Origin of the sequence: Lonsdalea populi (assembly GCF_015999465.1) — a bacterium.
GTDB lineage: Bacteria > Pseudomonadota > Gammaproteobacteria > Enterobacterales > Enterobacteriaceae > Lonsdalea > Lonsdalea populi.
On record NZ_CP065534.1, the window covers coordinates 742,945 to 768,127 of the forward strand.

General features: G+C 54.9%; 18 protein-coding genes, 1 tRNA gene and 1 pseudogene. All 20 read left to right on the plus strand.

Going from position 1 to position 25,183, the window contains the following annotated elements; genetic code table 11:
• Positions 1-93 precede the first annotated feature (93 nt).
• The 20 genes and pseudogenes from crl to I6N93_RS03545 all read left to right on the plus strand — a co-directional run bounded on the left by crl (position 94) and on the right by I6N93_RS03545 (position 25,182).
• On the plus strand, positions 94-468 hold the full coding sequence (crl, locus tag I6N93_RS03450; RefSeq protein WP_085688335.1) for a sigma factor-binding protein Crl: 375 nt from the start codon (positions 94-96) through the stop codon (positions 466-468).
• 127 nt (positions 469-595) lie between these two features.
• Positions 596-1,699: a glutamate 5-kinase gene (gene proB / locus I6N93_RS03455; RefSeq protein ID WP_085688365.1), complete on the plus strand. Its 1,104-nt coding sequence runs from the start codon at positions 596-598 to the stop codon at positions 1,697-1,699.
• A 10-nt stretch (positions 1,700-1,709) separates the two neighbouring features.
• On the plus strand, positions 1,710-2,963 hold the full coding sequence (proA, locus tag I6N93_RS03460; RefSeq protein ID WP_085688337.1) for a glutamate-5-semialdehyde dehydrogenase: 1,254 nt from the start codon (positions 1,710-1,712) through the stop codon (positions 2,961-2,963).
• 176 nt (positions 2,964-3,139) lie between these two features.
• Positions 3,140-3,215 (plus strand) — tRNA-Thr (locus I6N93_RS03465).
• Positions 3,216-3,393: 178 nt separating this feature from the next.
• Positions 3,394-4,600 (plus strand): annotated as a pseudogene (locus I6N93_RS03470) (tyrosine-type recombinase/integrase).
• Positions 4,601-4,924: 324 nt separating this feature from the next.
• Complete coding sequence (locus tag I6N93_RS03475; RefSeq protein ID WP_085688339.1) at positions 4,925-5,125, plus strand: helix-turn-helix transcriptional regulator; 201 nt, start codon at positions 4,925-4,927, stop codon at positions 5,123-5,125.
• 541 nt (positions 5,126-5,666) lie between these two features.
• Positions 5,667-6,440: a thioesterase II family protein gene (locus tag I6N93_RS03480; protein ID WP_085688341.1), complete on the plus strand. Its 774-nt coding sequence runs from the start codon at positions 5,667-5,669 to the stop codon at positions 6,438-6,440.
• 28 nt (positions 6,441-6,468) lie between these two features.
• Entirely contained in the window at positions 6,469-7,332 is an 864-nt protein-coding gene (locus I6N93_RS03485) for an isocitrate lyase/PEP mutase family protein (protein WP_085688343.1), read from the plus strand.
• A complete protein-coding gene (locus I6N93_RS03490) occupies positions 7,332-8,255 on the plus strand; it encodes a hypothetical protein (protein ID WP_085688345.1) in 924 nt (307 codons plus the stop codon). The genes I6N93_RS03485 and I6N93_RS03490 overlap by 1 nt, the downstream gene beginning before the upstream one ends.
• A complete protein-coding gene (locus I6N93_RS03495) occupies positions 8,252-10,438 on the plus strand; it encodes an iron-containing redox enzyme family protein (RefSeq protein ID WP_085688347.1) in 2,187 nt (728 codons plus the stop codon). The genes I6N93_RS03490 and I6N93_RS03495 overlap by 4 nt, the downstream gene beginning before the upstream one ends.
• A gap of 77 nt (positions 10,439-10,515) precedes the next feature.
• Positions 10,516-11,709: an acyl-CoA dehydrogenase family protein gene (locus I6N93_RS03500; protein ID WP_085688349.1), complete on the plus strand. Its 1,194-nt coding sequence runs from the start codon at positions 10,516-10,518 to the stop codon at positions 11,707-11,709.
• Complete coding sequence (locus tag I6N93_RS03505; RefSeq protein WP_085688351.1) at positions 11,706-12,845, plus strand: cytochrome P450; 1,140 nt, start codon at positions 11,706-11,708, stop codon at positions 12,843-12,845. The genes I6N93_RS03500 and I6N93_RS03505 overlap by 4 nt, the downstream gene beginning before the upstream one ends.
• Before the next feature lie 19 nt (positions 12,846-12,864).
• Complete coding sequence (locus I6N93_RS03510) at positions 12,865-14,187, plus strand: ATP-grasp domain-containing protein (protein WP_085688353.1); 1,323 nt, start codon at positions 12,865-12,867, stop codon at positions 14,185-14,187.
• Positions 14,180-15,439, plus strand: a complete 1,260-nt coding sequence (locus I6N93_RS03515) for an MFS transporter (RefSeq protein WP_197669184.1) — start codon at positions 14,180-14,182, stop codon at positions 15,437-15,439. The genes I6N93_RS03510 and I6N93_RS03515 overlap by 8 nt, the downstream gene beginning before the upstream one ends.
• A gap of 31 nt (positions 15,440-15,470) precedes the next feature.
• Positions 15,471-16,838: a lysine N(6)-hydroxylase/L-ornithine N(5)-oxygenase family protein gene (locus tag I6N93_RS03520; protein WP_085690170.1), complete on the plus strand. Its 1,368-nt coding sequence runs from the start codon at positions 15,471-15,473 to the stop codon at positions 16,836-16,838.
• Positions 16,839-16,868: 30 nt separating this feature from the next.
• Positions 16,869-17,933: an NAD(P)/FAD-dependent oxidoreductase gene (locus I6N93_RS03525; RefSeq protein WP_085690172.1), complete on the plus strand. Its 1,065-nt coding sequence runs from the start codon at positions 16,869-16,871 to the stop codon at positions 17,931-17,933.
• Positions 17,927-20,158: a class I tRNA ligase family protein gene (locus I6N93_RS03530; protein ID WP_085690174.1), complete on the plus strand. Its 2,232-nt coding sequence runs from the start codon at positions 17,927-17,929 to the stop codon at positions 20,156-20,158. Before I6N93_RS03525 ends, I6N93_RS03530 begins: the two co-directional genes overlap by 7 nt.
• The gene (locus I6N93_RS03535; RefSeq protein ID WP_085690176.1) at positions 20,155-23,409 is read left to right on the plus strand and encodes a non-ribosomal peptide synthetase; all 3,255 of its coding nucleotides are present in this window, start codon (positions 20,155-20,157) and stop codon (positions 23,407-23,409) included. The genes I6N93_RS03530 and I6N93_RS03535 overlap by 4 nt, the downstream gene beginning before the upstream one ends.
• Positions 23,406-24,920 (plus strand): AMP-binding protein, encoded by a 1,515-nt coding sequence (locus tag I6N93_RS03540; RefSeq protein WP_085690178.1) that lies wholly within the window; start codon positions 23,406-23,408, stop codon positions 24,918-24,920. The genes I6N93_RS03535 and I6N93_RS03540 overlap by 4 nt, the downstream gene beginning before the upstream one ends.
• Positions 24,910-25,182, plus strand: coding sequence for a hypothetical protein (locus I6N93_RS03545; RefSeq protein ID WP_085690180.1), 273 nt, complete (start codon positions 24,910-24,912; stop codon positions 25,180-25,182). The genes I6N93_RS03540 and I6N93_RS03545 overlap by 11 nt, the downstream gene beginning before the upstream one ends.
• Position 25,183 lies beyond the last annotated feature (1 nt).

Below are 25,183 nucleotides of genomic sequence, written 5' to 3' on the forward strand. Positions count from 1 at the left end.
ATGCCTGCCGTCGAGCCTTATTTATCTCGCGATTAAGTTGAAAAATGCGGCATCTCTGCTAATACCTTAATGTTAAAACTGGGAGAATGCCGAATGACAACACCGTGTGGACATACGCGACACCGTTTGATTAAAAATTTCACCTCTTTGGGCCCCTATTTGCGGGAAGGCCAGTGCCATGATTTCTACTTCTTCTTTGACTGCCTGGCCGTGTGTGTCGATGTCAAAGCGGAGCCGGAAAAACGCGAGTTTTGGGGCTGGTGGCTAGATTTGGATGCGCAGGGACAGAGTATGACTTATTCGTATCGCTATGGCCTGTTCGATGAAGCTGGCAACTGGTCTGAAATCAAATTCAAAGACAAAGCTATTACTGAAAAATTGCACATCACGCGGGAAAATTTTCACAAGCGACTTGAAGTATTGGTGCAGCAGCTCGACCCCCCTTATTCCTTGACGGAAAGATCCTAACGCCCCTTCAGATCATCGGCCTGTGTCGGTTTTTTTTCGCGTTGTGCCTGTTGGCATAACGCGTCTCTCCTGTTACAACGTTTTCTTCACCATCATCTTTTTTATACAACGTAATGGCAGAAAAATTATGAGTGGCAGCCAAACGATGGTTGTAAAACTGGGCACCAGCGTGCTGACGGGCGGATCTTCTCGCCTCAACCGGGCCCATATCGTAGAACTTGTGCGTCAATGCGCGCAGTTGCATGCCGCAGGGCATCGCATTGTTATCGTCACCTCAGGCGCTATCGCCGCAGGCCGTGAGCACCTCGGCTATCCCGATCTCCCCGCGAATGTCGCTACCAAGCAGCTGTTGGCCGCCGTCGGGCAGAGCCGACTGATCCAGCTTTGGGAACAGTTGTTTTCGATTTATGGCATCCACATCGGCCAGATGTTGCTGACCCGGGCGGATATGGAAGATCGCGAACGCTTCCTGAATGCGCGCGACACGATGCGTGCATTGCTGGATAATCGCGTCGTTCCAGTCATTAATGAAAACGATGCGGTCGCGACGTTGGAAATCAAGGTCGGCGACAACGATAACCTGTCAGCGTTGGTCGCCATTATGGCGGATGCCGACAAGCTGTTGCTACTCACCGATCAGAAAGGTCTTTTCACCGCGGATCCGCGCGATAACCCGGGTGCGAAGCTGATTAGCGACGTTCAGACCATTACCGATGAGCTACGCCATATCGCAGGCGGCAGCGTATCAGGTCTCGGCACGGGCGGTATGTCTACCAAGATCCAAGCGGCCGAAGTGGCCTGCCGCGCCGGTATCGACGTCATCATTGCGGAAGGAGGGCGACTGGGCGTGATTGGCGATGTCATGAATAACGTGTCGGTTGGTACTCACTTCCATGCCGTCGAGGAGCCTCTCGAAAAACGCAAACGTTGGATTTTCGGTGCGCCTCCGGCGGGGGAGATCATTGTTGATGATGGCGCGCTGTCCGCCATTCAGGAACGCGGCAGCTCTCTGCTGCCAAAAGGCATTCGGGAAGTGACGGGAATTTTCTCCCGTGGCGAAGTTATCCGTGTGCGCAGCCTGTCCGGTCGGGATTTGGCGCATGCGGTCACTCGCTACAACAGTGATGCGCTGCGCATGATTGCCGGTCACCACTCCCAGGAGATCGAAGATATTCTCGGATACGAGTACGGTCCGGTGGCGGTCCATCGGGACGACATGATCATTAATTAAGGAGTACGCGGTGCTTGAACAAATGGGCAAAGCGGCAAAACAGGCCTCTTATCAACTGGCGGCCTTGAGCACCAGTCAGAAAAATCAGGCCCTTCTCGCGATAGCCGATCTGCTGGAAGCGGAGTGCGCCTCTATTCTGTCTGCCAACGAACAAGACGTTGCCGCCGCTCGCGAAGAGGGACTGAGCGAAGCGATGCTGGACCGTCTGCAACTGACGCCAGCGCGTCTGGCTGCGATCGCCAGCGACGTGCGTCAAGTTTGCCGCCTTAACGATCCGGTCGGCGAAGTGGTTGATGGCCGTCTTATGGACAACGGGCTTAAACTGGAACGTCGGCGCGTACCGCTGGGCGTGGTCGGGGTGATCTACGAAGCGCGTCCCAACGTGACGGTCGATGTGGCGAGCCTGTGTCTGAAAACCGGTAACGCGGCTATCCTGCGCGGCGGGAAAGAGACGTATCGCACCAATGTGGCCACCGTCAGCGTGATCCAACGGGCGTTGACACAGTGCGGCTTGCCGGCGGCGGCAATCCAGGCGATTGAAAAGCCGGACCGCGAACTCGTTAACCAACTGCTGAAGCTTGACCGCTACGTGGATATGCTGATTCCGCGTGGAGGTGCAGGTCTTCACAAACTGTGCCGCGAACAGTCCACAATCCCGGTTATCACCGGCGGCATCGGCGTCTGCCATATTTACGTTGATGAGTCGATGGAGTTCGAGCCTGCGCTGCGTATCGTCGTGAATGCGAAAACCCAACGTCCCAGCACCTGCAATACGGTGGAGACGTTGCTGGTGAATCAGCGTATTGCGGGGGCTTTCCTGCCGCAACTGAGCGCCGCGATGCATAAAAGCGGCGTCACGCTGCATGCCTGCCCACGATCCCTGCCGTTGTTAAGCGAGGGACCGGCGCAGGTCACGGCAATCGAAGCCGCTGACTTTGACGATGAATGGCTGTCGCTGGACCTGAATATTGCACTGGTGGACGATCTCGACGATGCCGTCTCCCACATCCGTGAACACGGCACGCAGCATTCAGACGCGATTCTGACGCGTTCGCTGAGCCGAGCGGAACAGTTCGTCCGTGAAGTCGACTCCTCCGCTGTTTACGTCAATGCCAGCACCCGTTTCACCGACGGCGGACAGTTTGGGCTGGGCGCTGAAGTGGCCGTCAGCACGCAAAAACTGCATGCGCGCGGCCCAATGGGACTGGAAGCGCTCACCACCTACAAGTGGATTGGTTACGGCGACGATCTCGTCCGCACTTAATCGCCCGTGTTATAGTAATCTGGCTAGTTATAACAGACGGCTATAACAAGAAAAAGGCGCTCGTCGGTCCGATTATAAAATCGGCAGACGAGCGCCAGATGCTTGACTTGAAGGCATGATTTCACTAGTTTGTCACCCCGTAACGCATCGTCAGGCATTCGCAGGACGACCATAAAGCCGATATAGCTCAGTTGGTAGAGCAGCGCATTCGTAATGCGAAGGTCGTAGGTTCGACTCCTATTATCGGCACCATCCTACCTATTTTAACGTCTCCCTAAGTCTACTTAAACACCCTTTAAACCCTTATAATACGCGGTTTCACGGCCCTTATTGTCTCTGCTCGTCTACTACTCACGTTCACAGAAATCTACGGTGAGTTGGGGGCATCTGTGGGGGCATGTCGTGTTCGGTCTAAAGGAGATGCCCCCAAATGAAGCTCAATGCCAGACAGGTAGAGACTGCCAAGCCCAAAGATAAACCCTACAAGTTAGCAGATGGTGGGGGCATGTATCTGGAGGTGTTCCCTAACGGCACCAAAAGCTGGCGCATGAAATACCGGATAGCCGGTAAAGAAAAACGTGTGGTGTTTGGTGTCTACCCGACCATTACCTTAGCCGATGCCAGAAGCAAAAGAGATAATGCTAAAAAGCTGCTGGTTAACGGCGTGGATCCGAGTGTGTTTAAGCAAGAAAGCCCAAATCGAAGAAGTCAAAAACATCTCTCAGCAAATTGCGCTCGAATGGCACAGCATGAAAGTGAAGAAATGGTCTGCGGGGTATGCCTCTGACATTATTGAAGCCTTCAACAAAGACGTCTTCCCGTTCATTGGTCAACGTCCTGTTGCAGACATCAAGCCGTTGGAACTGCTAAACGTGCTGAAAAAGATGGAAGACAGGGGAGCGACCGTAAAAGCCAAGAAAGTGCGTCAACGCTGCGGCGAAGTGTCTCGCTACGCCATCGTGACAGGCAGAGCCGAGTACAATCCCGCGCCTGATCTCACCAGTGCCATGCAGGGGCATGAGTCTACACATTACCCGTTCCTGACCACTGAAGAGCTTCCTGCTTTCTTTAAAGCCCTTGCTGGCTACTCTGGTAGTGAACTGATGGTGCTGGCGGCAAGATTGCTGATCATTACTGGCCTGAGAACAGGTGAATTGCGCGGTGCGTTATGGTCAGAAATCGATACCAAGAAAGCGCTATGGGAAATTTCCACTGAACGCATGAAAATGCGTCGTCCCCATATCATCCCGCTATCTACCCAAGCCTTAGCCATTATCGAACAAATCAGAGCAATGACGGGGCAATTTCCTTTACTGTTTCCGGGACGGAATGATCCCAGCAAGACCATGAGCGAAGCCAGCATCAATCAGGTATTTAAGCGAATTGGCTATACAGGCCGGGTTACGGGTCACGGCTTCCGTCATACCATGAGCACTGTTCTTCATGAACAGGGCTACAACACAGCATGGATTGAAACTCAACTGGCCCATGTGGATAAGAATGCTATTTGTGGCACCTACAACCATGCGCAATATCTCGATGGCAGACGTGGGATGCTGCAATGGTATGCCGACTACATGGTAAGTCTTGAGAACGGAAGCAATGTGGTGCAGGGAGCGCTTAATCGGCGCGGATAGGGATAGCTGATGATGAATCAAGGACTATGACTTAACGGGCATAGCCTTTTTTCTTGGCTAAATCAGATAAGAATTAGGTCAGAATTAAACTTATATTGCTTAAATTATCGGTTAATATATCAATTATAAAATAGCTTAAAACAAGAAAATAAATAGCACTTTTTGCTAAATCACTCTGAGCCCCGCCCAGTGACAGCGCTTCCGCTATCTTATCTGTTTTTTTTGAAAAATACTCAATTCAGATTCAATTCTAATTTTTCGAGGGTTGAATGGCATAAGCGATCTGCAGATATTATATTCATCGAAACAACAACGGAGAAATATATGAAAACAGGAAGAGTTATTCACCTGCCGGAAGTGATGAATAAAATAGGATATAGCACAGCATGGATTTATCGATTTATTAGCAGAGGCGTATTCCCAGAACCGATAAAGATTGGAATAAGAGCCAGTGTTTTTGTTGAAAGTGAAATCGATGAATGGATTGAGAATGTTATTCAGTTATCACGTAAACACAATGATTAATCAAGAAAATACTATTAATACGCTGAAGATGTTTATGTAAAACGTTAAATAATATATTTTAATAGTCACATCATTACACTGAAAAGCATAATGCTGACTATGACATAAATATTATCCACCAATAATCAGAAATAATCGGCCAGGGTCAAAAGGATAGGTGCGGAAATTAAGCGAGGGTAACCCGTGAGCGCTACAAAATAATGTCACTGCTTAAGGCTCTGCTGCCAACAAATGTGAAGGTAAATTTCATAACCATCCCATAAGAATTGGCAAGGATGCTAATTAAATACATTATTAATAGTAACCTTTGGTTATCATTTATTTTTAACGTCATTAGGCCATATACAAAAAATTAACATAATGGATTTTTGATTATCTTATTGATTTTAATAAATAATAATGATCTTAATCAAAAAAAATCTAAGACGGCGTAGTACACAAAAGATTTATTGACATAAAAAAAGGAGGTTGCTAGCCTAAATTACAAATGAGACGATTTTAAATAACAATAAATAAACATTTTGAATGAGTAGGATGCTCTATGAAAAAGCAAACGTTTTTCACAAGCTTACCAACAGATGATAATTTAAAACCGGTTGTTTTTTGTTTTCCTCACGCGGGGGGTAGTTCAGAGGACTATTTAAAATGGCAAAGGCATTTAAATTCCTGCGCGACGCTTATGGCGGTATGCCTGCCGGGAACTGGGCGCCGTTTTGCTGAAGAATATCCTTCCGATATTGACTCGCTGTCAGTTGAAATTGCTAATGATATAGATCGATCGGGGCTGCATAACTATTACCTTTTCGGCCACAGTATGGGCGCAATACTGGCCTATGAAGTCGCGCTTAAGGTAAACAGCCCGCCAAAAGGATTAATTGTCTCATCCAGCGCCTCACCCGACTGCGTACCCTCTGCTAAAGTTGTGAAAATGAATGGGATGTCGGACAAAGCTTTTTCTGAAGAAATTCTTTTTTTTAACGGAATAGAAGAACAGTTTTTTGCAACGGACAATTTTTTAAAGTTTTTTCTGAAAAAGATACGCAAAGATTTTGAACTGATTGGTCGCTATAAGCATAAATCTGAAAATAAGCTTTCGGTACCCGTTTACAGTGTTGTCGGAGACCAGGACCCCCATGTTTCAAAAGATGCCATGGCTAAATGGGCATCGGTGACAACTGCCGGTTATAAAAATCATATCGTTCCCGGGAATCATTTTTATTTTAATGAAAACCCAGAGTTAATTACTGCCATTATTAAAGAGTGCATTGATTGCGAAATTTACGATGAGAACTGCGGTCAATCTTTAATAATATAATTCACTAAATCTGGTATCAGGATGATTTATGACTGCCAATTGTGAGACGAGTCAGTTTAGCCAGTCGCAAAAATTAAAAGGAGAATCATTTAAACGCCTGCATACCAACGGTGCTCCTTTTATTATGCCTAATCCATGGGATCGTGGCACGGCTATTTTAATGGAAAAGGCGGGTTTTCATGCGTTGGGTACGACCAGCGCCGGGCTGGCTTTTTCGCTTGGTAAGCTCGACCGCACCGCAGCGGTTACGCTACCGGAAACGCTGGAGAACGCCAGTCAGATAGTCAGCGTAACCAGTTTGCCTCTTTCCATCGATCTTGAGGATGGGTTTGCTGCGGATGCCGACGGCATTGCCCACAATATCCGGGCAGTGGCGGCAACCGGAGCGGTAGGCTGCTCCATTGAGGATTACTCCGGGGACAAACAGCAGCCCATCAGAGATTTTTCCACTTCATTAATGCGCGTGGAAGCTGCCGTTGATGCGGCCAGAAATCTGCCTTTTCCCTTCACCCTCACCGCCCGCGCCGAAAATTTTCTGTACGGCGTTCGCGATCTGCATGACACCATTTTCCGGTTGAAAGCCTGGGAAAAAGCTGGCGCGGATGTGGTCTATGCCCCGGCGCTGCCGGATGCAGAGTCAATTAAAGCGGTTTGTAGTGCGGTGAACGTGCCGGTCAACGTGCTGCTCGGGGCGGGAAACAGGCTGACGGTAGCCGAGCTGTTTGCCCTTGGCGTCTCGCGCGTTAGCCTGGGATCGGCCCTGTCCCGTGCCGCGCTGGGTGGATTCTTTTCTGCGCTACAGGAGCTGCAGCAAAGCGGCAGCTGTGCTTTCCTCGACGGTGCCGTCGGTTATTTTGACGTGGCGAAATTGCTGACGGAAGGGAAACTCTGATGGCTGGCGATTCGCGCGTGCAGGCAAAAATGATCGCTCCGCAGTATATGCTGGGCGAAGAAAGCCTGTCTTATGACCAAATTCCCGGCTGGCATCAGCGTGCTACGGCGTTTTCCATGCCCGACTTGCCTGCGGTATGGGGCTGGGGAAAGGTTCGTACAACCACCTCTTCTTTTATACAGCTGGCGGTAGAGAGCGCCCGGAAAACCTTAACGTCCTCGGCTCAGCCTGTAGATACGGTCATTTTTTGCAGCACGTCGCTACCCGCAGAGACCAATGAGCAAACCCGGCTGCTCTGTGCCTTTGCTGATGCGCTGGATCTTAACCAGGCCGACATCATTGGCGTGACCCTTGGGCGCTGCACCAATTTACTGAAAGGCGTGCGGATAGCGCAGGCGCGCATTGCCTGCGGGCAGTCAAAAGAGATCTTGCTGGTGGCCAGTGATTGCATGGCTGACCCGAAACAGCGGCTGGAAAATTTTGCCCTGTTCTCGGATGGCGCGGCAAGCTGCGTGATAACCAGCAGCGACGATACCCGTCCGGGCTTCCACATTCTCGCCAGCGCTGAAAAACAGGATCTGACCACCATCGCCAGAGGACTGTCTTCAGCATTGTCAATTGCGGTCAACCAACAGCTGTTTGCTGAGACGCAAATCCTTATCAGTGACGTCAGCCGCATATTCCATACCAATGTTTACCTGCCTCTTTGTAATTTAAACGAGCGGCAGGCTGGCTACGGCGCTGAACAGCTGTTTACCGATAACATCGTGCGAATGGGGCACTGTTTTTCTGCCGATCCGCTCATTAATCTGATTGATGCTGATGTCAGCGGGCTATTACCCGATCGGGGGATCTTCCAACTGGCTGCCAGCATTCCCGGCGCACGCGCGTCAGTTCTGCTGCAAAGAAGGAAAGCAAAGTGAACACGGCAACGGCGGACAGCACCACGGCACTTCCTTACTTGACGTTTCATTTTTCGCCTCAGGCGAAATCCGCGCTGGATATGTGGCTGGAGAAAGGGTCGGCGAAGGCGCTTTATAAGATTTTTGCCGGGGATATTGAAAGTGAAGAGCAACAGCTGCTTGCTCTTCAGTTAATCAAAACGCTGTCAGCCAGAGCGCCAGCGGATTTACCGGTACCGACTGTCGCAGAGTTACCCACTTTTATTGCCACGGCAAACGGCACTCTGCGCCAGCGTGCCGCGCAGGTGTTGCAGGCAACCGAGGAAGATCGCAAACAGCTGCTGCGCCAGCGAGCTTTACTGGCCCTGACTGCAGGCTGCTGGCTGGATTATGTTTCGCAGCCCGCCACCGAACCTGCCGAAGTAGTCTGTTTGCTCAGTGGCCAAAATTTTGCTCTGAAAGGACATGGTGAAATAGCTGACAGTCAGCAAAAGCAGCGATATCGCCAGTTTGCCGCTATGGGGATCGCCGTGCCTGAAGTCTACACTTCCGGCATTATTGAAAGCCTGGGCAGCGTTGAGCTTACTGCCTGGCAGGCGGCTTTCTGGCTGGCGCTTTCCCGTCTGTCGGCAAGCCATCTGCCTGAAGTGGTCGGGTTTCATTACGCTTACTACAGCCTCGGTTTTGATGATGCGCTGTTGGGACTGCCCGCGCCTGTCGCAAAAAAGCAGCTTGATACGTTGATGGCAACCTTTTTGCTCCACTGTCAGAAGGATGAACAGGGAGCGGCCAGCGAAAAACGTATGCTTGATGCTATAGCGCGGGCCGTGCAGTTGGAGATGGAAAACAGCGAAATGCTGCTGGCGCTGCAAATCCAGCTGGAACAGCGCACGCTAGATGACCGTATGGCGGAAATTGTGCGCCGCCATCTGCCGCTGGCGGGCAAGCAGCATCAGCGCATTCGTCTGGAAGAGCGCAGCCTCACTGAATGGTCCGGCGAAGAATCAGATATGCCTGAGTTTTTACGTGCCCTGCGCGCCTCGCCGTACCTGCGTCAGCCGCACTCCGGCGCTGGCGAATGCAGCTTTCAAAAGGCGATTCGTTTTGGCGGCTCGATGTTTGGTATTTTCAGCCCGCAGGAAGCGAAAATCATGGCCCGCTGGATTACCAGTACGCAGAGCGGGGACGACATTCGTCTCAGCTACTTCGCGGAAGCGGGCAGTGTGCAGGCCATGGCCTGGCGGCAACGCTGTCGGGATACCTCGCTGGCGCCGCATGTCGCTTGGCAGAGTGCGCAGCTGCCCGATCATCGGGAGTTATTCTATCGGCTGGTCAACATTGAGCATTTCGCCAGCAATCTATCGCTGCTAAAACAGCGGGTTGAGCAGACGCTGCAGCAGGCCGAAGCACTGTTTACCACCGGCAGTGGCGGGCGTTACACCGATGCCAGCTACTTCAGCTTCACTCCGGAAGCGCTGCTGGCCCGCATGGAAAAAATCTACTGGGAAAAACTGGTGCAGCCTTATGAGCGCCTGACGGAGATCCCCGACCGCGAGAGCGTGCTGTTTGGTCAGAAGCTGATGGCGCTGGGCAGCATGATCGACGGTGCTTGGGCGCACCGGTTTGGCGGTACCCTGCGCAATTACCGGCGGGCTGACGGCAAAATGCTGGCGATTTATGCCGACGAAATGGGGCTGGGCGATTATGAAAAAAATCACATCACGCTGATCCTGAGCGTCCTGAAAAGCATGGACATCAGCCTGCCGCATATCCGTGAAAAAGCTTTCCGCCAGCAGGCTGAGCTACCGGATCTCTACGATTTCTCCCTACATCAGCTGGCGATGTCGCAGTTTCCCGACACCTTTTATGAGGAGCTGCTTGGCTACAATCTGGGGATTGAAATGCTGGGACTGGGCGAAATGCGTATGCATGAAATCCAGAAACTACGCCGCTATGGTTTCGACACCATTTATGAAGAGGCGCATCTCACCATTGATAATTTTTCCGCCGGCCATTCCCGACAGGCCGTTGACCTGATTATTGATTATCTGGACGACTGCAAACCGGGCCTGAGCGAGGAAGAGCTTCAGCAGCGCTGGCGTCGCATCTGGCGCGGCTACGCTTCTTTTGCGCTCTATCTTGAAACCGAGTTGCCAACAGAGAGCGTTCCTGAAAACAGTGAGCACAGCGAACTGCTGATCTGATCTTCACACCAAAACCATTTTAACCGCCGTCCCGCAGCGCAGTGCCGCCGGGATCGGCACGGAAACAGGGTGGCGCAATGAGTAACGTATTCAGTCATGATAAGGCAATGTTAACGCTGCCTTTTTATCAGCCAGAGCATATTAAGCAGATCGCGGCGCTGGATAGCTGGTGCCAGCAGCAACAGTTTGCACAGCAAAAAAATGATGCAACCCCTGCTGCGCAGGGTAAACACCTGCTGCGGCTGCTGGGACAGGCAGGCTGGCTGGCGAACCTGGACGGGCTGCAACAGCACCCCCGCGCCGATGCCCGCAGCGCCTGCCTGTTTCGCCAGACGCTGGCCTACCACCACGACTTACTGGATTTCGCCTGGTCGATTCAAACCCTGAGCGGCAGCGTAATCCGCCGTTATGGCAACGATGCGCAGCGCCAGCATTACTTACCCCGGCTGGCCAGCGGCGAGTATGCGGGCGCATTCGCCCTGTCGGAACCGGAAGCGGGATCGGATGTTTCCGCCGTGGCGCTCAGCGCGCTACGTGATGGCGACCATTATCTGCTGAGCGGCGAGAAGGCCTGGATTGCGCAGGGCGACATAGCGGATTGCCTGATCGTCATTGCCCGCACGGGGGAGGGGCCAGGCCCGCTGGGGCTGAGCGCCTTTATCGTTGATGCGACGCTGGCGGGCATCAGCAGCAGCCCGCTGGATGCTCTTGCGCCGCGTTCCTGGGCACACCTGCACTTCGATCGGGTGCGGATACCGGCGGAAAACCTGCTGAGCAAACCAGGGCAGGGGTTCATCATCGCGCTGGATATTCTGGACCGCTTTCGAATGACGGTTGCCAGCGCGGCCATCGGTTTTGCCCGCCGCGCGGCGGATATCGCGCTGCGCCACGCTTCGCGCCGGAAAATCTATCAGGGACGGCTGATTGATCTACAGCTGGTGAAGGCTGCGCTGGCGAAAATGGAGATCACCCTGTCGGCCGCCACGCTGATGACCGCTCACGCCGCCTGGCAATTGGATCAGGGCGAGGCCAGTTTTGGCAAAAGTTCAGCGATGGCAAAACATTTCTCCACCGAGCAGGCCTGCCACATTGTTGATGATGCCCTGCAAATGCTGGGGGCGGCGGGCGTGGTGGCCGACAGCCAGATTGCGCGGCTCTATCGTCAGATCCGTCCGCTGCGCATTTATGAAGGAGCATCGGATGCGCTGCTGATGAATATCGCCTCGGCGCTGGACAGCCACCACCTTCAGCAGCGGGAGGATCTGCAATGAACCAAGCGACGCTTAATCCCCTGAGTGCGATCCAGCATGAAAACCCCTATGGCTGGTACGATTCGCTGCTGCGTGAACAGCCGTTTGGTTTTGATCCGGCGCTGAAGCTGTGGATCGCTGCGGATGCCGCTTCTGTCACGGCGGTCTTGGAGGCAGCGCAGCTTCAGGTTCGGCCCGTTCTGGAGCCGGTTCCGGCCGGTCTCGTCGGCACACCAGCGGGCGAGGTGTTCGGCAACCTGGTTCGCATGCGCGAAGGCGAGCATCATCAGCGGCTGAAAAGCATCATCATTCAGGCGATCGCCAGCGCGGATATGCAGCAGGTGCAGCAAAAGGCGTTTGCGATCGCATCCCATTGTCTGCAAAGGCATGACGAGATTAACGATCTGCTGTTTACCCTTCCGGCCACGGTGGTAGCGTCGCTGTGCGGCTTTACCGATGATGAGCTGCCGGAAATGACCGGGCTGATCGCCGAATTTGTGCTCTGTATTCCCGCTTCCGCCAGCGCGGAACAGCAGGCGCGGGCCAGCCTGGCGGCACAGCAGCTGCTTATGCGCTATAGCAGCCAGCTTGAACTCGTTAAAGAAGGATCATTGCTGGCCGCGCTGCTGCACGCGTCGGTAGCCGACGACTGGCCGCACCGGGCAGCGTTAATTGCCAACAGCATCGGTCTGCTGTCGCAAACTTATGACGCCACCGCAGGACTGATCGGCAACGCGTTGCTTGCGGCGCAGCGCTATCCGCAGGCGTTCAGCGAGTCGTCGCTGACCGACTTTGTGGAAGAGGTGGCGCGGTTTGATGCGCCCATCCAGAATACTCGCCGGTTTGCCGCCGCGCCCTTTCGCTGGCGCGATAAAGAGATTGCCGTCGGTGAGGTGGTGTTGCTGCTGCTGGCTGCCGCCAACCGCGATCCGCAGGCTAACCCGCAGGCGGACGAATTTATTCCTGGCCGTGCCAATCGCCGCTGCTTTACTTTCAGCCACGGACGCCACCGCTGTCCCGGCCAGCAGCTGGCGGTTGCCATCACCAACGGTTTTATCGACGCGCTGCGGCAACATAACGCGGCGGCTATTGAGACGTTGCGCTGCACCGGCTACCGGCCATCCGGCAACGCCCGCATCCCCGTACTGATCCTTTAACGGCTTACAAGGTTTATTTATGAACGTTGAAAAAGATTTGCCTCGTGCTTTTGTGCTGACCGGCGCATTTTGGGTAATTTGCCGCAATTCCCTTTACCTGCGTGAGCTGGCGGACCGGGGCATTACCATTCTGGTTGTCACTCCGGAGTCCTATCGCCAGGGAGCCGAGGCTGCCCGTGAAGACGGGCAAAGCGTTACCGCGTTGATTACCGATATTGCCTATGTGCAGGGCGCGCTGGACAGGGAAGCCTCTTTTAATCCGAGCGTCGTTGCCGCGCTGCAACAGTGGCAACAGCAATACCGCATCGTCGGCGCGTTCGCGGTAGGCGAAACTCTGGTGGAACCTACCGGGATTATAGCCGATGCGCTGGGCCTGCGTAGTCCCGGCCTGCGGGCAACCCGCGTGTGCCGCAGTAAATATCTGCAGCGTTTTTATCTCAGCTCGTTCAGCCCGTTGTCACGAGTGATTGCGCCGGAAAAACGCGAAGAGATCGATTGGCATACGCTGCCGTGGCCACTGATCGTAAAACCGGCGACGCGCCACTCCTCATCCGGGGTCATCTCTGTTGATAACGAACAGCAGGCGCAGGCGGCATTGGTGGGCTATCCGCCTTATGAAACTCTGCTGCTGGAACAGCGGGTGGAAGGGCAGGAGTATTCGGTAGAGTCGCTTGTGCAGGACGGCGAGATCATTTTCTCTTCCGTCACGCACAAAATGACCACTGACCAGCACAGCAATACCTTTGTAGAGCTGGCGCATACGGTGCCCGGTTCGGGGCCGGAAAATGCGTTATTACTGGAGGCGGCACAGCAGGTACTGCATGTGCTGGCGTTTTCTGACGGTATTGCCCATTCCGAATGGCGTCTGGGCTGCGATGGCAAACCTTACCTGATGGAGATTGCTGCCCGTACTCCGGGAGACGGCATTCTGCCGCTTTACCGGCTGGCATGTGGTGAGCCGCTGGAGTCAGCCATCATTAAAATTATGCTGGGTGAGAAAGCCAGCTACCCGACGCCGGGCCGCGTGGCGCGTCAGGTTTATCTGGAACACTCGCTGGGTGTGCTGAAAGATGTGCAGATGCGCTGGCCAGGCGTGCAGGTCAGCTGGATTGAGGATAACAAGGCCTGGCCGGAAATTCTGCCGGGCCAGCCGCAAGATGCACCCGCGTTACGCGCCGTTTTTGTCCATAAAAAACGCGGTGAGCTGCTCACCCCGCTGCTTTCTTCCGACGACCGTGCCGTCACCTTCTTTATTGATGCCAGCTATGAGGAAGATCTCGACCGGCTGGAGGCAGAAGTAAGAGCAACCATCACTGTAGACATTGAGGTACACCATGACTAACCCTTCCGCCACGCCCGGCGTGTGGGAAACCTTTGCGCAAAGCCCGCTGTCATCGAAGGTGATTCTGTTTGGCGTAATGGTTAACCGTCTTTCCGGCTTTTTACAGATTTTTATCGTGCTGTTTCTGATTTCGCTGGGGTACTCCCATCAGCAGACCATCATCGCGCTGTTTATTTACGGCACGGGTGCAGTGATTGGTGCGCTGATTGGCGGCAGCCTCAGCGAGCGACTGGGGACGCGCACCGCCAGTATGATCAGCATGGGGGCCACTGCGGTACTGACTGCGGCGCTGCTTTATCTGCCTAATTTTACTGCTATTTTAATGGTAGTGGCGCTGGCCAGTCTTTGTGCTCAGCTGTTCCGTCCGGCATCCTCGGCGCTGCTTTCTCAGCAGACGCCAGCGGAACGTCAGACGATGATTTTTGCCATCTACCGCTTGGGGTTGAATCTGGGAGCGACGGGCGCTCCGCTGATTGGCTACGCGCTTTACCACTGGGGCGGCGAAAGCTTTACCTGGCTGTTCTGGGGCGAGGCGATTATCGCCGGACTTTATGCGCTGCTGGCGATGTTGACGCTACCTGGAAAAACCCGCACATCTGGGCCTGCCTCGTCGCCTGCCGCACAGTGCGGCGGCTATCTCGAGGTACTGGCAGATCGTCGCTTCGTGCTCTTTTTGCTGGCCACCCTGTGCCATTCTGCGGTGTTTGTGCAGTACATCACCACGCTGCCGATGTATGTGGAAGACCAGAAAATCGGCCTGTTCTGGTACACGCTGGCGGTGTCGCTGAACGGGATTATTGTTATCTGCTTTGAATTGCTGATTACCAAAATCACCCAGAACCATGCCAGACGTAAAATGCTGGCGCTGGGGTTTGCGCTGATCGGCAGCGGCGTGGCTTTTTATGCCGTACCGATCGGTCCGGCCGCGCTGATCGTTGGCACGCTCATCTGGTCGGTTGGGGAAATCATCTCCGGCCCGGCGTTCTTTGCTTTCCCGGCCAATGCCGGACCGAAACATCTTAAGGCGCATTACCTGGGCAGTTTCCACTTTATGTTCAGCATGGGCATCGCGGTGGGCCCGGTGGTCGGCGGCTGGCTTTATCTGCAACTGGGCACCGCCATCTGGCCGGTTATTTCGCTCGGATCATTCTTCGCCGCAGTAGTTTGCGGATATTACGCTACGGAGACCTCCACCAACACGAGTCAACACAGCCTCCCTGAAGATATCGATGCAAGCAAAGCTACCGAATAATTATTTTTGACTCTGTATTAAGGAAAAGTATATGACCGGATCTCACAAAGATATACAGTCACATTTTAAATTGTTGGGAATTGGTGCGGGACCGGCCAATTTAAGCTTGGCCTCGCTGGTATATGGTAAGCAGGAAATTAATAATATTTTCCTCGACGGGAAATCCTCTTTTTCCTGGCATGACGACCAGATGATCGATGGAGCCACATTACAGGTTTCGCTGTTTAAAGATCTCAGTACACTAACCGACCCGACAAATGAATTTACCTTTCTGGCCTATTTGCATGATAAAGGCCGTATTTATCATTTCCTCAATGCCCAGTTTGATGAGATTCCTCGCCGGGAATTTCGCAATTATTTAGCCTGGGCCGCAGAGAAAAATGAGAACGTAGTGTTTGGCGAGAAGGTGCTCACTGTTGACTTCGACAACGTATTTAAAATTGTTACCGATAAAAGGGAGCTGACCGCTGACAACATTGCTATCGGCGTCGGCACGCAGCCGTGGGTGCCTGAGTTTGCCACGGCGCATCTCGGGCAGACGCAGTTTCATGTCAGCCAGTATATGCAGAGAAACAGCCGCGTGGCCGGAAAGCGGGTGACGATCATCGGCGGTGGGCAGTCGGGAGCCGAAGTTTTTCTGGATTTACTGTCAAAACCGGACGGCGAGAGGCCCGCTGGCATTCACTGGATTTCACGCCGGCGCAATTTTTTCCCCATTGATGATTCAACCTTCACCAATGATTTTTATATGCCGTGCTATTCAGACTATTTTAACAAGCTGCCGCTACATCTGCGTCAGAAGACCAACCGGGAAAATGTTCTGACCTCAGACGGTATTTCAGAATCCACGCTGCGCCAGATCTATCAGAAGCTTTACAGCCTGAACTTTATTACGCCGGGACAGATCAAGATTGCTCTGCAGACCAGCCGTTCGGTCAGCAATGTAAAACCTGGCGGCAATAATGACTGGCGAGTGGAATATTGCCACCTTGATTCATCGGGAATGGAGAGCCAGGAAGCGGACGTGGTGGTCTGGGCGACGGGCTATAGGGCCACTGAAAAGCATTTCCTCGGAGCACTGGGTGAGCGTATTCATCGCGAAAAAGAGGAATTTGTAGTGGACGAAGACTTTGCCGTGCAGTGGGACGGACCCGAAAAAAATAATATTTTTGTCCAGAATGCGGTGCGTGGACAGCGCGGCCTGCCGGATTTAAACCTCAGCCTGAACGCATGGCGGGCGCAACGCATTATGGGCCGCCTGTGCGGAGAATATCCTTCTCATCAACATCCTTCTTTTATCGACTGGGCGCCGCCAGCAGAAAACAGCATGCTGGAAAACCTAAGTATTGATTTTGACGAGAAAGAGTGGAAGAGGATATCTCACAGTGTGCTGAGCTAGACCGCCGCATTATTCCTGGAGCGTAACATCATGTTGAAATATGACATCGCAATTGTCGGTGGGGGAATCCTTGGGTCCACCATCGCCAGAGAGCTGATAAGTAATTATCCTGAATTAACTGTCGCGATTATTGATAAAAAAATTTCCGGTGCCGGGGCCTCTTTTTATTCTGCGGGCGTGCATTTTCCACGCGGCGGCAGTGAAAGAGTAAGAAAAATGTCGGCATACAGTCATGAGTATTATCAGCCATTAATTAAAGGCGGCGCACCGATATATCCTCTGATGATGGAGCTAATAACGGAAAGCCACAACCTCCCGCAGGTGGAAAAAAAATATTTGCCGCGCGTGGCTTTTCATCATGTAGAAAATTGCAGCAGCGATATGATCAATTTAAACGCGGCGGCAGGTGATGATTTGCGGGTGCTAAAAGGCAGCGGGGCGAATTACGCCAATGTCTTTGCGCTGGTTAATTATTATATGCAGCAACTGCGTGAAAAAATTGATTACCTCGAAGGAACGGAAGTGGAAGCGATTGAACGTGAAGGGCAAGACTACCGGCTTTCCTTGCGTTCCGGGGTGAATATACAGGCGCGTCAGGCCATCGTGGTGCCTGGCCCGTGGATTACTCACCCTCTGAGCCGTAAAGCCCTCTCCGCCAGCGGTCTGCGGGTCAAAAAGATTGTTGCAGCGCACATCAACGTCAAACCGGCAAAACAGGCACCGCTGGTCGTTTTTGACGAAGAAGACGCCTTTTTACTGCCCTGCCATCACCGTAAACAGTGGCTGTTCAGCTACACCTGCAAAGAGTGGGATGTGGACCCGGAAGCGATCCGACCGCTTACCCCCGCCGACCTTGCTGACGCGCGCGAAACCCTGGCGAAATACGCTCCGGCGCTGGCCGACCAGATTCACGATGGCCGCGTATTTTGCGACGCCTATAGTCCCGGCAGTGAACCGACGGTTATCCGGGCAAAGGACGGCGTGATCTATGCCGCAGGCTGCAACGGGTCCGGCTACCGCTTGGCACCGGCTATCGCCGTTGAAGTCATTCAATTAATTCCACACCTGTCAGGACTGGAGAACAAAACATGGTGATTCATCATTTAGAAAACGCAGAGATGGCCCGCATGTTTGATATTGATATCAGTCATCTGGACGGACTGGATTTCCCTGCTGGCTGGGGCAGGGTTGCGCCCGGCGAGCGCTCTGCCAGCCATCAGCACGACGAGACCGAGATGTTCGTTATCGTCAGCGGCGAAGGCACTCTGCTGGTTGACGGCCATACTTACGCAGTAAAAGCCGGAAGCGTGGCACAGTTTATGCCGTTTGAATCCCATGTTTTGGAAAACAACGGCGAGACAGAGCTGATTTTCTTTTTGCAATATCGCCGTGATGCCGCCAGCGCGGCACATTCCGCCGCTTCACACGATCGCCAGAACCCTGCGCGCCCGCAGTTTGTTTTCTCGACGCCGCCGACGCCGAACGGCGATTTGCATCTGGGGCATCTCTCCGGCCCTTATCTGGGCGCGGACGCCTATGTGCGCTACCAGCGGCTGCTGGGCAATCCGGCCTGGCACATGACCGGTTCCGATGATTTTCAGAGCTACGTGATGGCGCTGGCCGGCCGCGAAGGCTCAACCCCGGCGGAGGTGGCGCGTTATTACTCCCAGGAGATCCGCCAGACCCTGAGCATGATGGATATTGAACTGGATCACTATACGGTGACCAACAATGCAGAAGGCTATGCCGAAGGCGCGCAGCGTTTCTTCACTCGGCTGGTGGAAAGTGGTCAGGTGCAGATGCGCGAGGCGCATGCGCTGTGCGACAGGGACAGCGGCCACTATCTGTATGAAGTGGATGTTGCCGGAGCCTGTCCGGGTTGTGGCAACGCCACCAACGGCAATATCTGCGAGGAGTGCGGCGAGCCTAACGTGGTAACCGATCTTGGTGCGCCAATCACTAAGGCCAGTCAGCTTGCGCCGCAAAAGACTAATGTTAAGCGCTATATGCTGCCGCTGCATCAGTTTGCCCACACGGTCAGAGAACACCACAAAGTTGGCCGCGTACCGGCCAGAATGCGCGAGCTGGCTCAGCGAGTGTTCAGTCGGGCATCGCTGGACGTGCCGGTTTCCCATCCGTCGGACTGGGGGATTGCCCCTGCCGAAGCCGAAGGTGAAGGCCAGGTTATCTGGGTGTGGCCGGAAATGAGCTACGGTTTTCTCTGGAACATTGAACAGCTGGGGAAAAAAGTTAACCAGCCGTGGAAAGCGGACCAGCCGGATGCCAGCTGGAAAATCGTTCACTTTTTTGGCTATGACAACAGCTTCTATCACAGCATTCTTTACCCGGTGCTCTACCGGCTGGCTTACCCGGACTGGCAGCCGGATATTGATTATCACCACAACGAATTTTACCTGCTTGACGGTAAAAAATTCTCTACCAGCCGCCGCCACGCGGTCTGGGGCAAAGAGATCCTCACTCCGGAAAGCGTCGATGCGGTACGCTTTTACCTGAGCCTGACCCGCCCGGAGCAGGAACGCACTAATTTCCAGCTGTCGGCATACCAGGCGGAGCTGCGCCAGACCTTAATCGGCGAATGGCAGGGCTGGCTGCACGATCTTGGTCAGCGCACCGCCCGCCTTTTTGCTGGTCAGGCACCGGATGCCGGGATCTGGACCAAAGAGCAGGTTGCCTTTTGGGCGCAGCTTAACGGCCATCTGCAACGGATGAACGACGCCCTGAACAGCGATGGCTTCTCATTGCGCCGAGCAGCACAGCAACTGAAAACGCTGGTGCAGGAGACCCTGATCTTCTCGCAATCCCAGCAGCGGCTGGCGGCGGTTCCGGACTGGAAGGATGAGTACCGCACCTCGCTGGCTCTGGAGCTGGCGGCGGCGCAGCTGCTTTCACGCATTGCCCGGCCGCTGATGCCACGCTTTGCCGATCGTCTGGCAGCGGCGCTGGGCAATACGGCGGCGGATACCTGGCCGCAGCAGGCGGAGATCGTTACGCCGGGCAACGCCATTACCCTGCATCAGGTCAGTTTCTTTAGCGATGCTAAAGCGCAGCAAAAAACGCCGCACTGGGACTGGCTAAACGAGAAATTAGCCACGCTGCTGCCTGACGTCACCGCGCAACCGGCGCAACGACTGTCGGAGCTGGGGGCCACCTCGCTGATGGCGGTGACGCTGCAATATTATCTGCTGAACGAAATGCAGGCGGATATTCCGCTGGAATTCGTGCTTAACCAGCCGCTGGGCAAAGTGGCTGACGAGGCGGTGCGGCAGCAGAGCAGCGCCGCGAAGGGAGCGACCGTATGACCCCCGCAGCACTGCTAAAGCAGGTTGAGCAAGCGGGACTGAAGATCAGCCTGCTGGACGATAATCTGAAACTGGAAGGCGCCACGCAAAATATCGTGCCATCGCTGGTGGCGGCGCTGCGCGAAAATAAGGCGGCGCTGCTGAGCTGGCTGCAACAGCGGGCGGCCAGCTTTCCACTGACGCCGCTACAGCAGGCCTATTACCGTGGACGTTCGCCGCTGTTTGATGGCGGCGGCGTAGCGAATCAGGTTTATCACGAAATTGAAGGGTGTTGGGAGGTGGCGCGGCTGGAACAGGCGCTACAGCAAGTGGTGGCGGCACATCCGGCGCTACGCCTGCGCATTGTGGAGGATAATGCGCAATTTATCAGTGAGGATGCACCCGTCATCACCCGTCACGATCTGCGTGGGCTGTCAGAGGAAGAGCAGCAGCAGGCGCGGGCACGGCTGCGCGAGGCGAAATCTCATCTGATGCTGTCACCGGAAGAGGCGCTGTTACAGGTAGATGTCGCGCTGCTGACCGATGAGCAAATGGTGTTGTACATCAACCACGACGGCATGATTGTAGACGGCATCAGCATGTTTTTACTGTTTCATCACTGGCATCGTCATTACCAGGGTGAGGCGGACAGCGCTAGTTATCTCGCATTCAACCGCCATATCGAGGCGCTGCAGAATGAACGCGGCAATGCTGCCTGGCAGCGTTCGCGGGATTACTGGCTGGCCCGTATTCCCACGCTGCCCGCGGCGCCAGACCTGCCGCAAGCCGCGAAGGCAAGCAGCCAGACGGCACGTTTCAGCCAGCGAGTAGTGGCGCTGGAAGCCCGTGTCTGGCAGCAGCTACAGGCACAAATCCGCGCGCAGCAGCTGACGCCCGCCACGGTGCTGATGGCCGCCTGGGCCGAGACGCTGCACTACTGGGGAGCCGGAGATCACTTTACCCTGAATGTCACCATTTCGGAGCGCCGTCCGATCCATCCACAGGCTTTCCGTACCATCGGGCCGTTCTCCGCGCCGCTGTTGATAGAGGTGATGCGTGATACGCAGTTGACTTTCTCGGAGCGGGCCAGCGCGCTGCAACGCCGTCTGCATCAGGATGTCGATCATCGTCATTTTTCCGGCATTGAGGTGATGCAAGAGCTGGCTCGTGAGCGTGGGCTGGCAGTTGCCCGTATGCCTTATACCTTTAACTGCACGCTGGGTGCGTTGGAAGAGGTCAACGGCGATGCTCTGCAGCTGTTTGGTGAAGAAGTGTTCACTGTCAGCCAGACGCCGCAGGTCTTGCTGGACGTCTTCGTTTTTGAACAGTACGGCGCGCTGGTCATCCGGCTGGATGGCGTCGATGCAAGTTTTCCGGAAGGGTTCCTTGCGGCGATGGCGGCGGGCTATCAGCGGATGCTCGATCTGCTTTGCCAGGCGAAAAGCTGGCAACAGTCGTGGTTTGATTTGCTGCCGGGCGAGCAGCGCCAGCGCCGCGAAGCGGTCAACGCGACAGAGGTGCCGGTGACGCCGCGCCTATTGGGGGACGATTTTGTCGTCCGTGCAAGGCAGCAGCCCGCCGCGCCAGCGCTTTGTACGCTGGGCTGCCAGCTGAGCTATGGCGAACTTCATGATCGCGTGGCTGAAGCCGCGCAGTGGCTGAAATCGCATGGCGTACAGCGCAACACGCTGGTAGGGCTGGTGGCGGAACGTTCGCCGGAGCAGGCGATCGGTATTCTGGCGATTGTGCTGGTCGGAGCAGCTTACCTGCCCATCGATGCCCGTTTGCCGCCTGTCCGCCGCGATTACATGCTGCAGGATGGTGAAGTGCACCTGGTACTGACTAATGTCGACCTGGACTGTGGCTTGCCGCAGTTTGATCTGCGCTGCCCTCAGCCGGGAGCCTGGGCGCTGCCGCCGCGCGAAGCCGACGCCTCGCCAGACGATCTGGCCTACGTGCTGTATACCTCAGGCACCACCGGACAGCCGAAAGGGGTAATGGTGACGCACCGCAATGTTATCAACGTGGTGGATGACTGCCAGCGGCGTTTTGCCATTACGCCGGAAGATCGCTTTTTTGCCATCAGCGCTTTTAATTTCGATCTCTCGGTGTGGGATCTCTTCGGCGCGCTGTCGGCAGGCGCGGCGCTGGCTATCCCGGACGCGGATAAAAGTGGCGACAGTGAACACTGGGCGCAGCTTTGCGCGGAATACCACGTAAGCGTATGGAATTCGGTGCCTGCCATTGTAAGGATGATGTTCGACCACAGTGACGCGATGCCTGCATCGCTGCGCCTGCTGCTGATGAGCGGCGATCGCATCCCGCCGGATTTGCCTATAGCGATCGCGGCGAAGCAGCCAGCGATCCGTCAGTGGTCGCTGGGCGGCCCTACCGAAACCACTATCTGGAATATCAGCCATCCGATTAGCGCTGAGGATTGCGCTACGGCAATAATCCCTTACGGTCGCCCCAACGCCAATAACCAGAGCCAGATTTGCCACCCGGACGGAACACACTGTCCTGACTGGGTGGCCGGAGAAATTCTGGCCAGCGGGGCGGGGATTACGCCGGGCTACTGGCGCGATGAATCCCGGACTCGCGAGCGGTATCTTGAGGCTACCGATAACCAGCCCCGCTACTTCCGCACCGGCGATCTGGGCCGCTATCTGCCCGATGGCAACATTGAGATCCTTGGCCGGGTGGATTTGCAGATCAAAGTGAACGGCTATCGCATTGAGGCGGGCGACGTCGAAGCGGCGTTGGTCAAACTTGCCGGGATCAACGAGGCGGCGGTGGTGGCGGCAAAAAGCGCCGGCGGCGATCTGCTGGTGGCGCACCTGGTCGGCGACGAGGCACGTTTAAACTCTGAACAGATACGCCAGGCGCTCAGCGAGTCCCTGCCGGATTACATGATCCCGGCTCGCTTCAGCTGGCACCTGTCGCTGCCGTTGAACCGCAATCTGAAAGTGGATCGTAAAGCGCTCGGCCAGCTGGCGTTGAGCGAGGCCGTCGTGCATCCAGCGGCGCAGAGCGATGAAAACAGTGTGATTGAAAGCCAGCTGCAGGACATCTGGCAGTCGGTGTTACCGGCCAGCCAGATCAACATTACCCACGACTTTTTCAGCGTCGGAGGCAACTCGCTGAGTGCGCTGCGCATTCTTACCGTGGTGCGTAAAACCTTTGGCGTGGCGCTGCCGCTGGAGTCGATCTATCAGTTCAATACGGTGCAGAGCATGGCTGCACATATCGCAACACGAGGAAACAGTGAATGAGCGCATCCCTGATTAATGACATTGTTAATCATCCGCCTGCGCAGGGCGGAAACCTGATTGTCGCCACCCTGAGTGGGCGCAAAACTGTCCCGCTGACGGCGCTTTATGACATGGCCGGACAGGTGGCGAACGGGCTGCTGGCGCAGGGCGTTCGCGCTGGTGAGACCATTGGTATTCTGGCGGATAACTGTCTTGAATGGGTGCTGCTCGACCTGGCGGCGCTGCGCATCAAAGTGCGGACTGCCGGGTTCGATCCGGGCAAGTTTGAGGAGACGGAAGCGCTGGCGCAGCGCTATCAGCTGAAGTGGCTTTTTACCGACAGGCCGCACGACAGTGAGATAGCCAGCCTGCGCCACCTTGGTGAGATTAACGCTTTTCTGGAGCAGCAGCCCTCCACGCTACCATCGGTCAGCTATGCTGCTGACGAGACCACCACCATCAAGTTCACCTCCGGCTCTACCGGCGTGCCGAAAGGGCTGGCAGCCACCGTTGGCAGCATTGACTCCTCCCTGCGCGACGTGCAAACGCTGTTTGCCCACGGCCCGCAGGACAGCCTGCTGGTGTTTCTGCCGCTGTCACTGTTGCAGCAGCGCTACTGGATCTATTCCGCATTAAAATTTGGGCACGACACTATTCTGACTAACTTCCAGTCGGCGCTTATCGTGATGCCGCAGCTTAACCCAACCGTAGTGATGGGCGTCCCGGCGTTCTTTGATGCCGCCCGGCGTCATATCGAGCAGGCGGACGGCGATGTGGCGGCGATGACGGCGAAAGGGCAGCGGCTGTTCGGTAATCAGATCCGCTATTTGTGGACCGGCTCCGCCCCGGCCGATCCCGGTACGGTACGCCTGTTCCATCAGATTGGGCTGCCGTTGTTCGAAGGCTACGGCATGAACGAAACCTGCATCGTTACCAAAAATTACCCGGCTGCCAGCCGCCCTGGCAGCGTCGGGCAGGTGCTGCCGGAGAAGCGGGTTGAGATCGATGCAGACGGCATGATCGTGGTACACAGCCGCTACCCGGTCAATACACGCTATCTCTACGCACAGTCGGGCGCGTCGGAAAAAATGTTTACCGCTGACGGCGGCGTGCGCACCGGGGATTTGGGCTATCTCGATGAGGAGGGCTTTCTGTATATCCGCGGCCGAGCTGACAACGTGATCGTGCTGGATAACGGTAAAAAGATCGACGTGCATCCCATTGAAGCGCGGCTGAAAAAAAGCGATCTGATTGCGGAATGCGTGATTTTCAGCCCGCGGCAAACCGATTTGGTGGCTGTTATCTCGCCGGTCAGCGCTGCTGCCGATGCGGCCGCTATCGCCGCCTGGGTGAAAAGTGCCAATGCGGCGGCGGAAAAAGATGAATATGTCGCCCGTTACATTATCGCTGAGCAGCCGTTCACCACTGAAAACGGCCTGCTGTCATCGCAGTTTAAGCCGCTGCGGAAAATGATTTTTGAGCACTATCAGCAACAACTTATCACTTCCAAGGAAACTGTTTATGCACACTGAAATTGCTTGTTCTGCGCTGGAATCTGCCGCCCGTAAAAATCTTGCTGCTACGCTGACTACGCCGGTTGAGGCCGACCAGTTGGACGCCTCGCTGGATATGCGCGATGCCTGGGGACTGACGTCGTTAAATAAGATCCTGTTTATTACGTCGCTGTGTAATGAGATGAATATCAGCCTGGCCGTGCTGACCGAAGACGATCTGGCAAAAATGCACAGCCTGGCCGACGTCTGCCAGATCCTGAGTCAACACACCGCTGCATAAC

Coding starts and splice junctions, on each gene's coding strand:
- I6N93_RS03490 (WP_085688345.1), top strand. CDS start 7,332: ATGGCTGGCGATTCGCGCGTGCAGGCAAAAATGATCGCTCCGCAGTAT.
- I6N93_RS03505 (WP_085688351.1), top strand. CDS start 11,706: ATGAACCAAGCGACGCTTAATCCCCTGAGTGCGATCCAGCATGAAAAC.
- I6N93_RS03515 (WP_197669184.1), top strand. CDS start 14,180: ATGACTAACCCTTCCGCCACGCCCGGCGTGTGGGAAACCTTTGCGCAA.
- crl (WP_085688335.1), top strand. CDS start 94: ATGACAACACCGTGTGGACATACGCGACACCGTTTGATTAAAAATTTC.
- I6N93_RS03500 (WP_085688349.1), top strand. CDS start 10,516: ATGAGTAACGTATTCAGTCATGATAAGGCAATGTTAACGCTGCCTTTT.
- I6N93_RS03535 (WP_085690176.1), top strand. CDS start 20,155: ATGACCCCCGCAGCACTGCTAAAGCAGGTTGAGCAAGCGGGACTGAAG.
- I6N93_RS03520 (WP_085690170.1), top strand. CDS start 15,471: ATGACCGGATCTCACAAAGATATACAGTCACATTTTAAATTGTTGGGA.
- I6N93_RS03545 (WP_085690180.1), top strand. CDS start 24,910: ATGCACACTGAAATTGCTTGTTCTGCGCTGGAATCTGCCGCCCGTAAA.
- I6N93_RS03485 (WP_085688343.1), top strand. CDS start 6,469: ATGACTGCCAATTGTGAGACGAGTCAGTTTAGCCAGTCGCAAAAATTA.
- I6N93_RS03480 (WP_085688341.1), top strand. CDS start 5,667: ATGAAAAAGCAAACGTTTTTCACAAGCTTACCAACAGATGATAATTTA.
- I6N93_RS03540 (WP_085690178.1), top strand. CDS start 23,406: ATGAGCGCATCCCTGATTAATGACATTGTTAATCATCCGCCTGCGCAG.
- proB (WP_085688365.1), top strand. CDS start 596: ATGAGTGGCAGCCAAACGATGGTTGTAAAACTGGGCACCAGCGTGCTG.
- I6N93_RS03525 (WP_085690172.1), top strand. CDS start 16,869: ATGTTGAAATATGACATCGCAATTGTCGGTGGGGGAATCCTTGGGTCC.
- I6N93_RS03530 (WP_085690174.1), top strand. CDS start 17,927: ATGGTGATTCATCATTTAGAAAACGCAGAGATGGCCCGCATGTTTGAT.
- I6N93_RS03475 (WP_085688339.1), top strand. CDS start 4,925: ATGAAAACAGGAAGAGTTATTCACCTGCCGGAAGTGATGAATAAAATA.
- I6N93_RS03510 (WP_085688353.1), top strand. CDS start 12,865: ATGAACGTTGAAAAAGATTTGCCTCGTGCTTTTGTGCTGACCGGCGCA.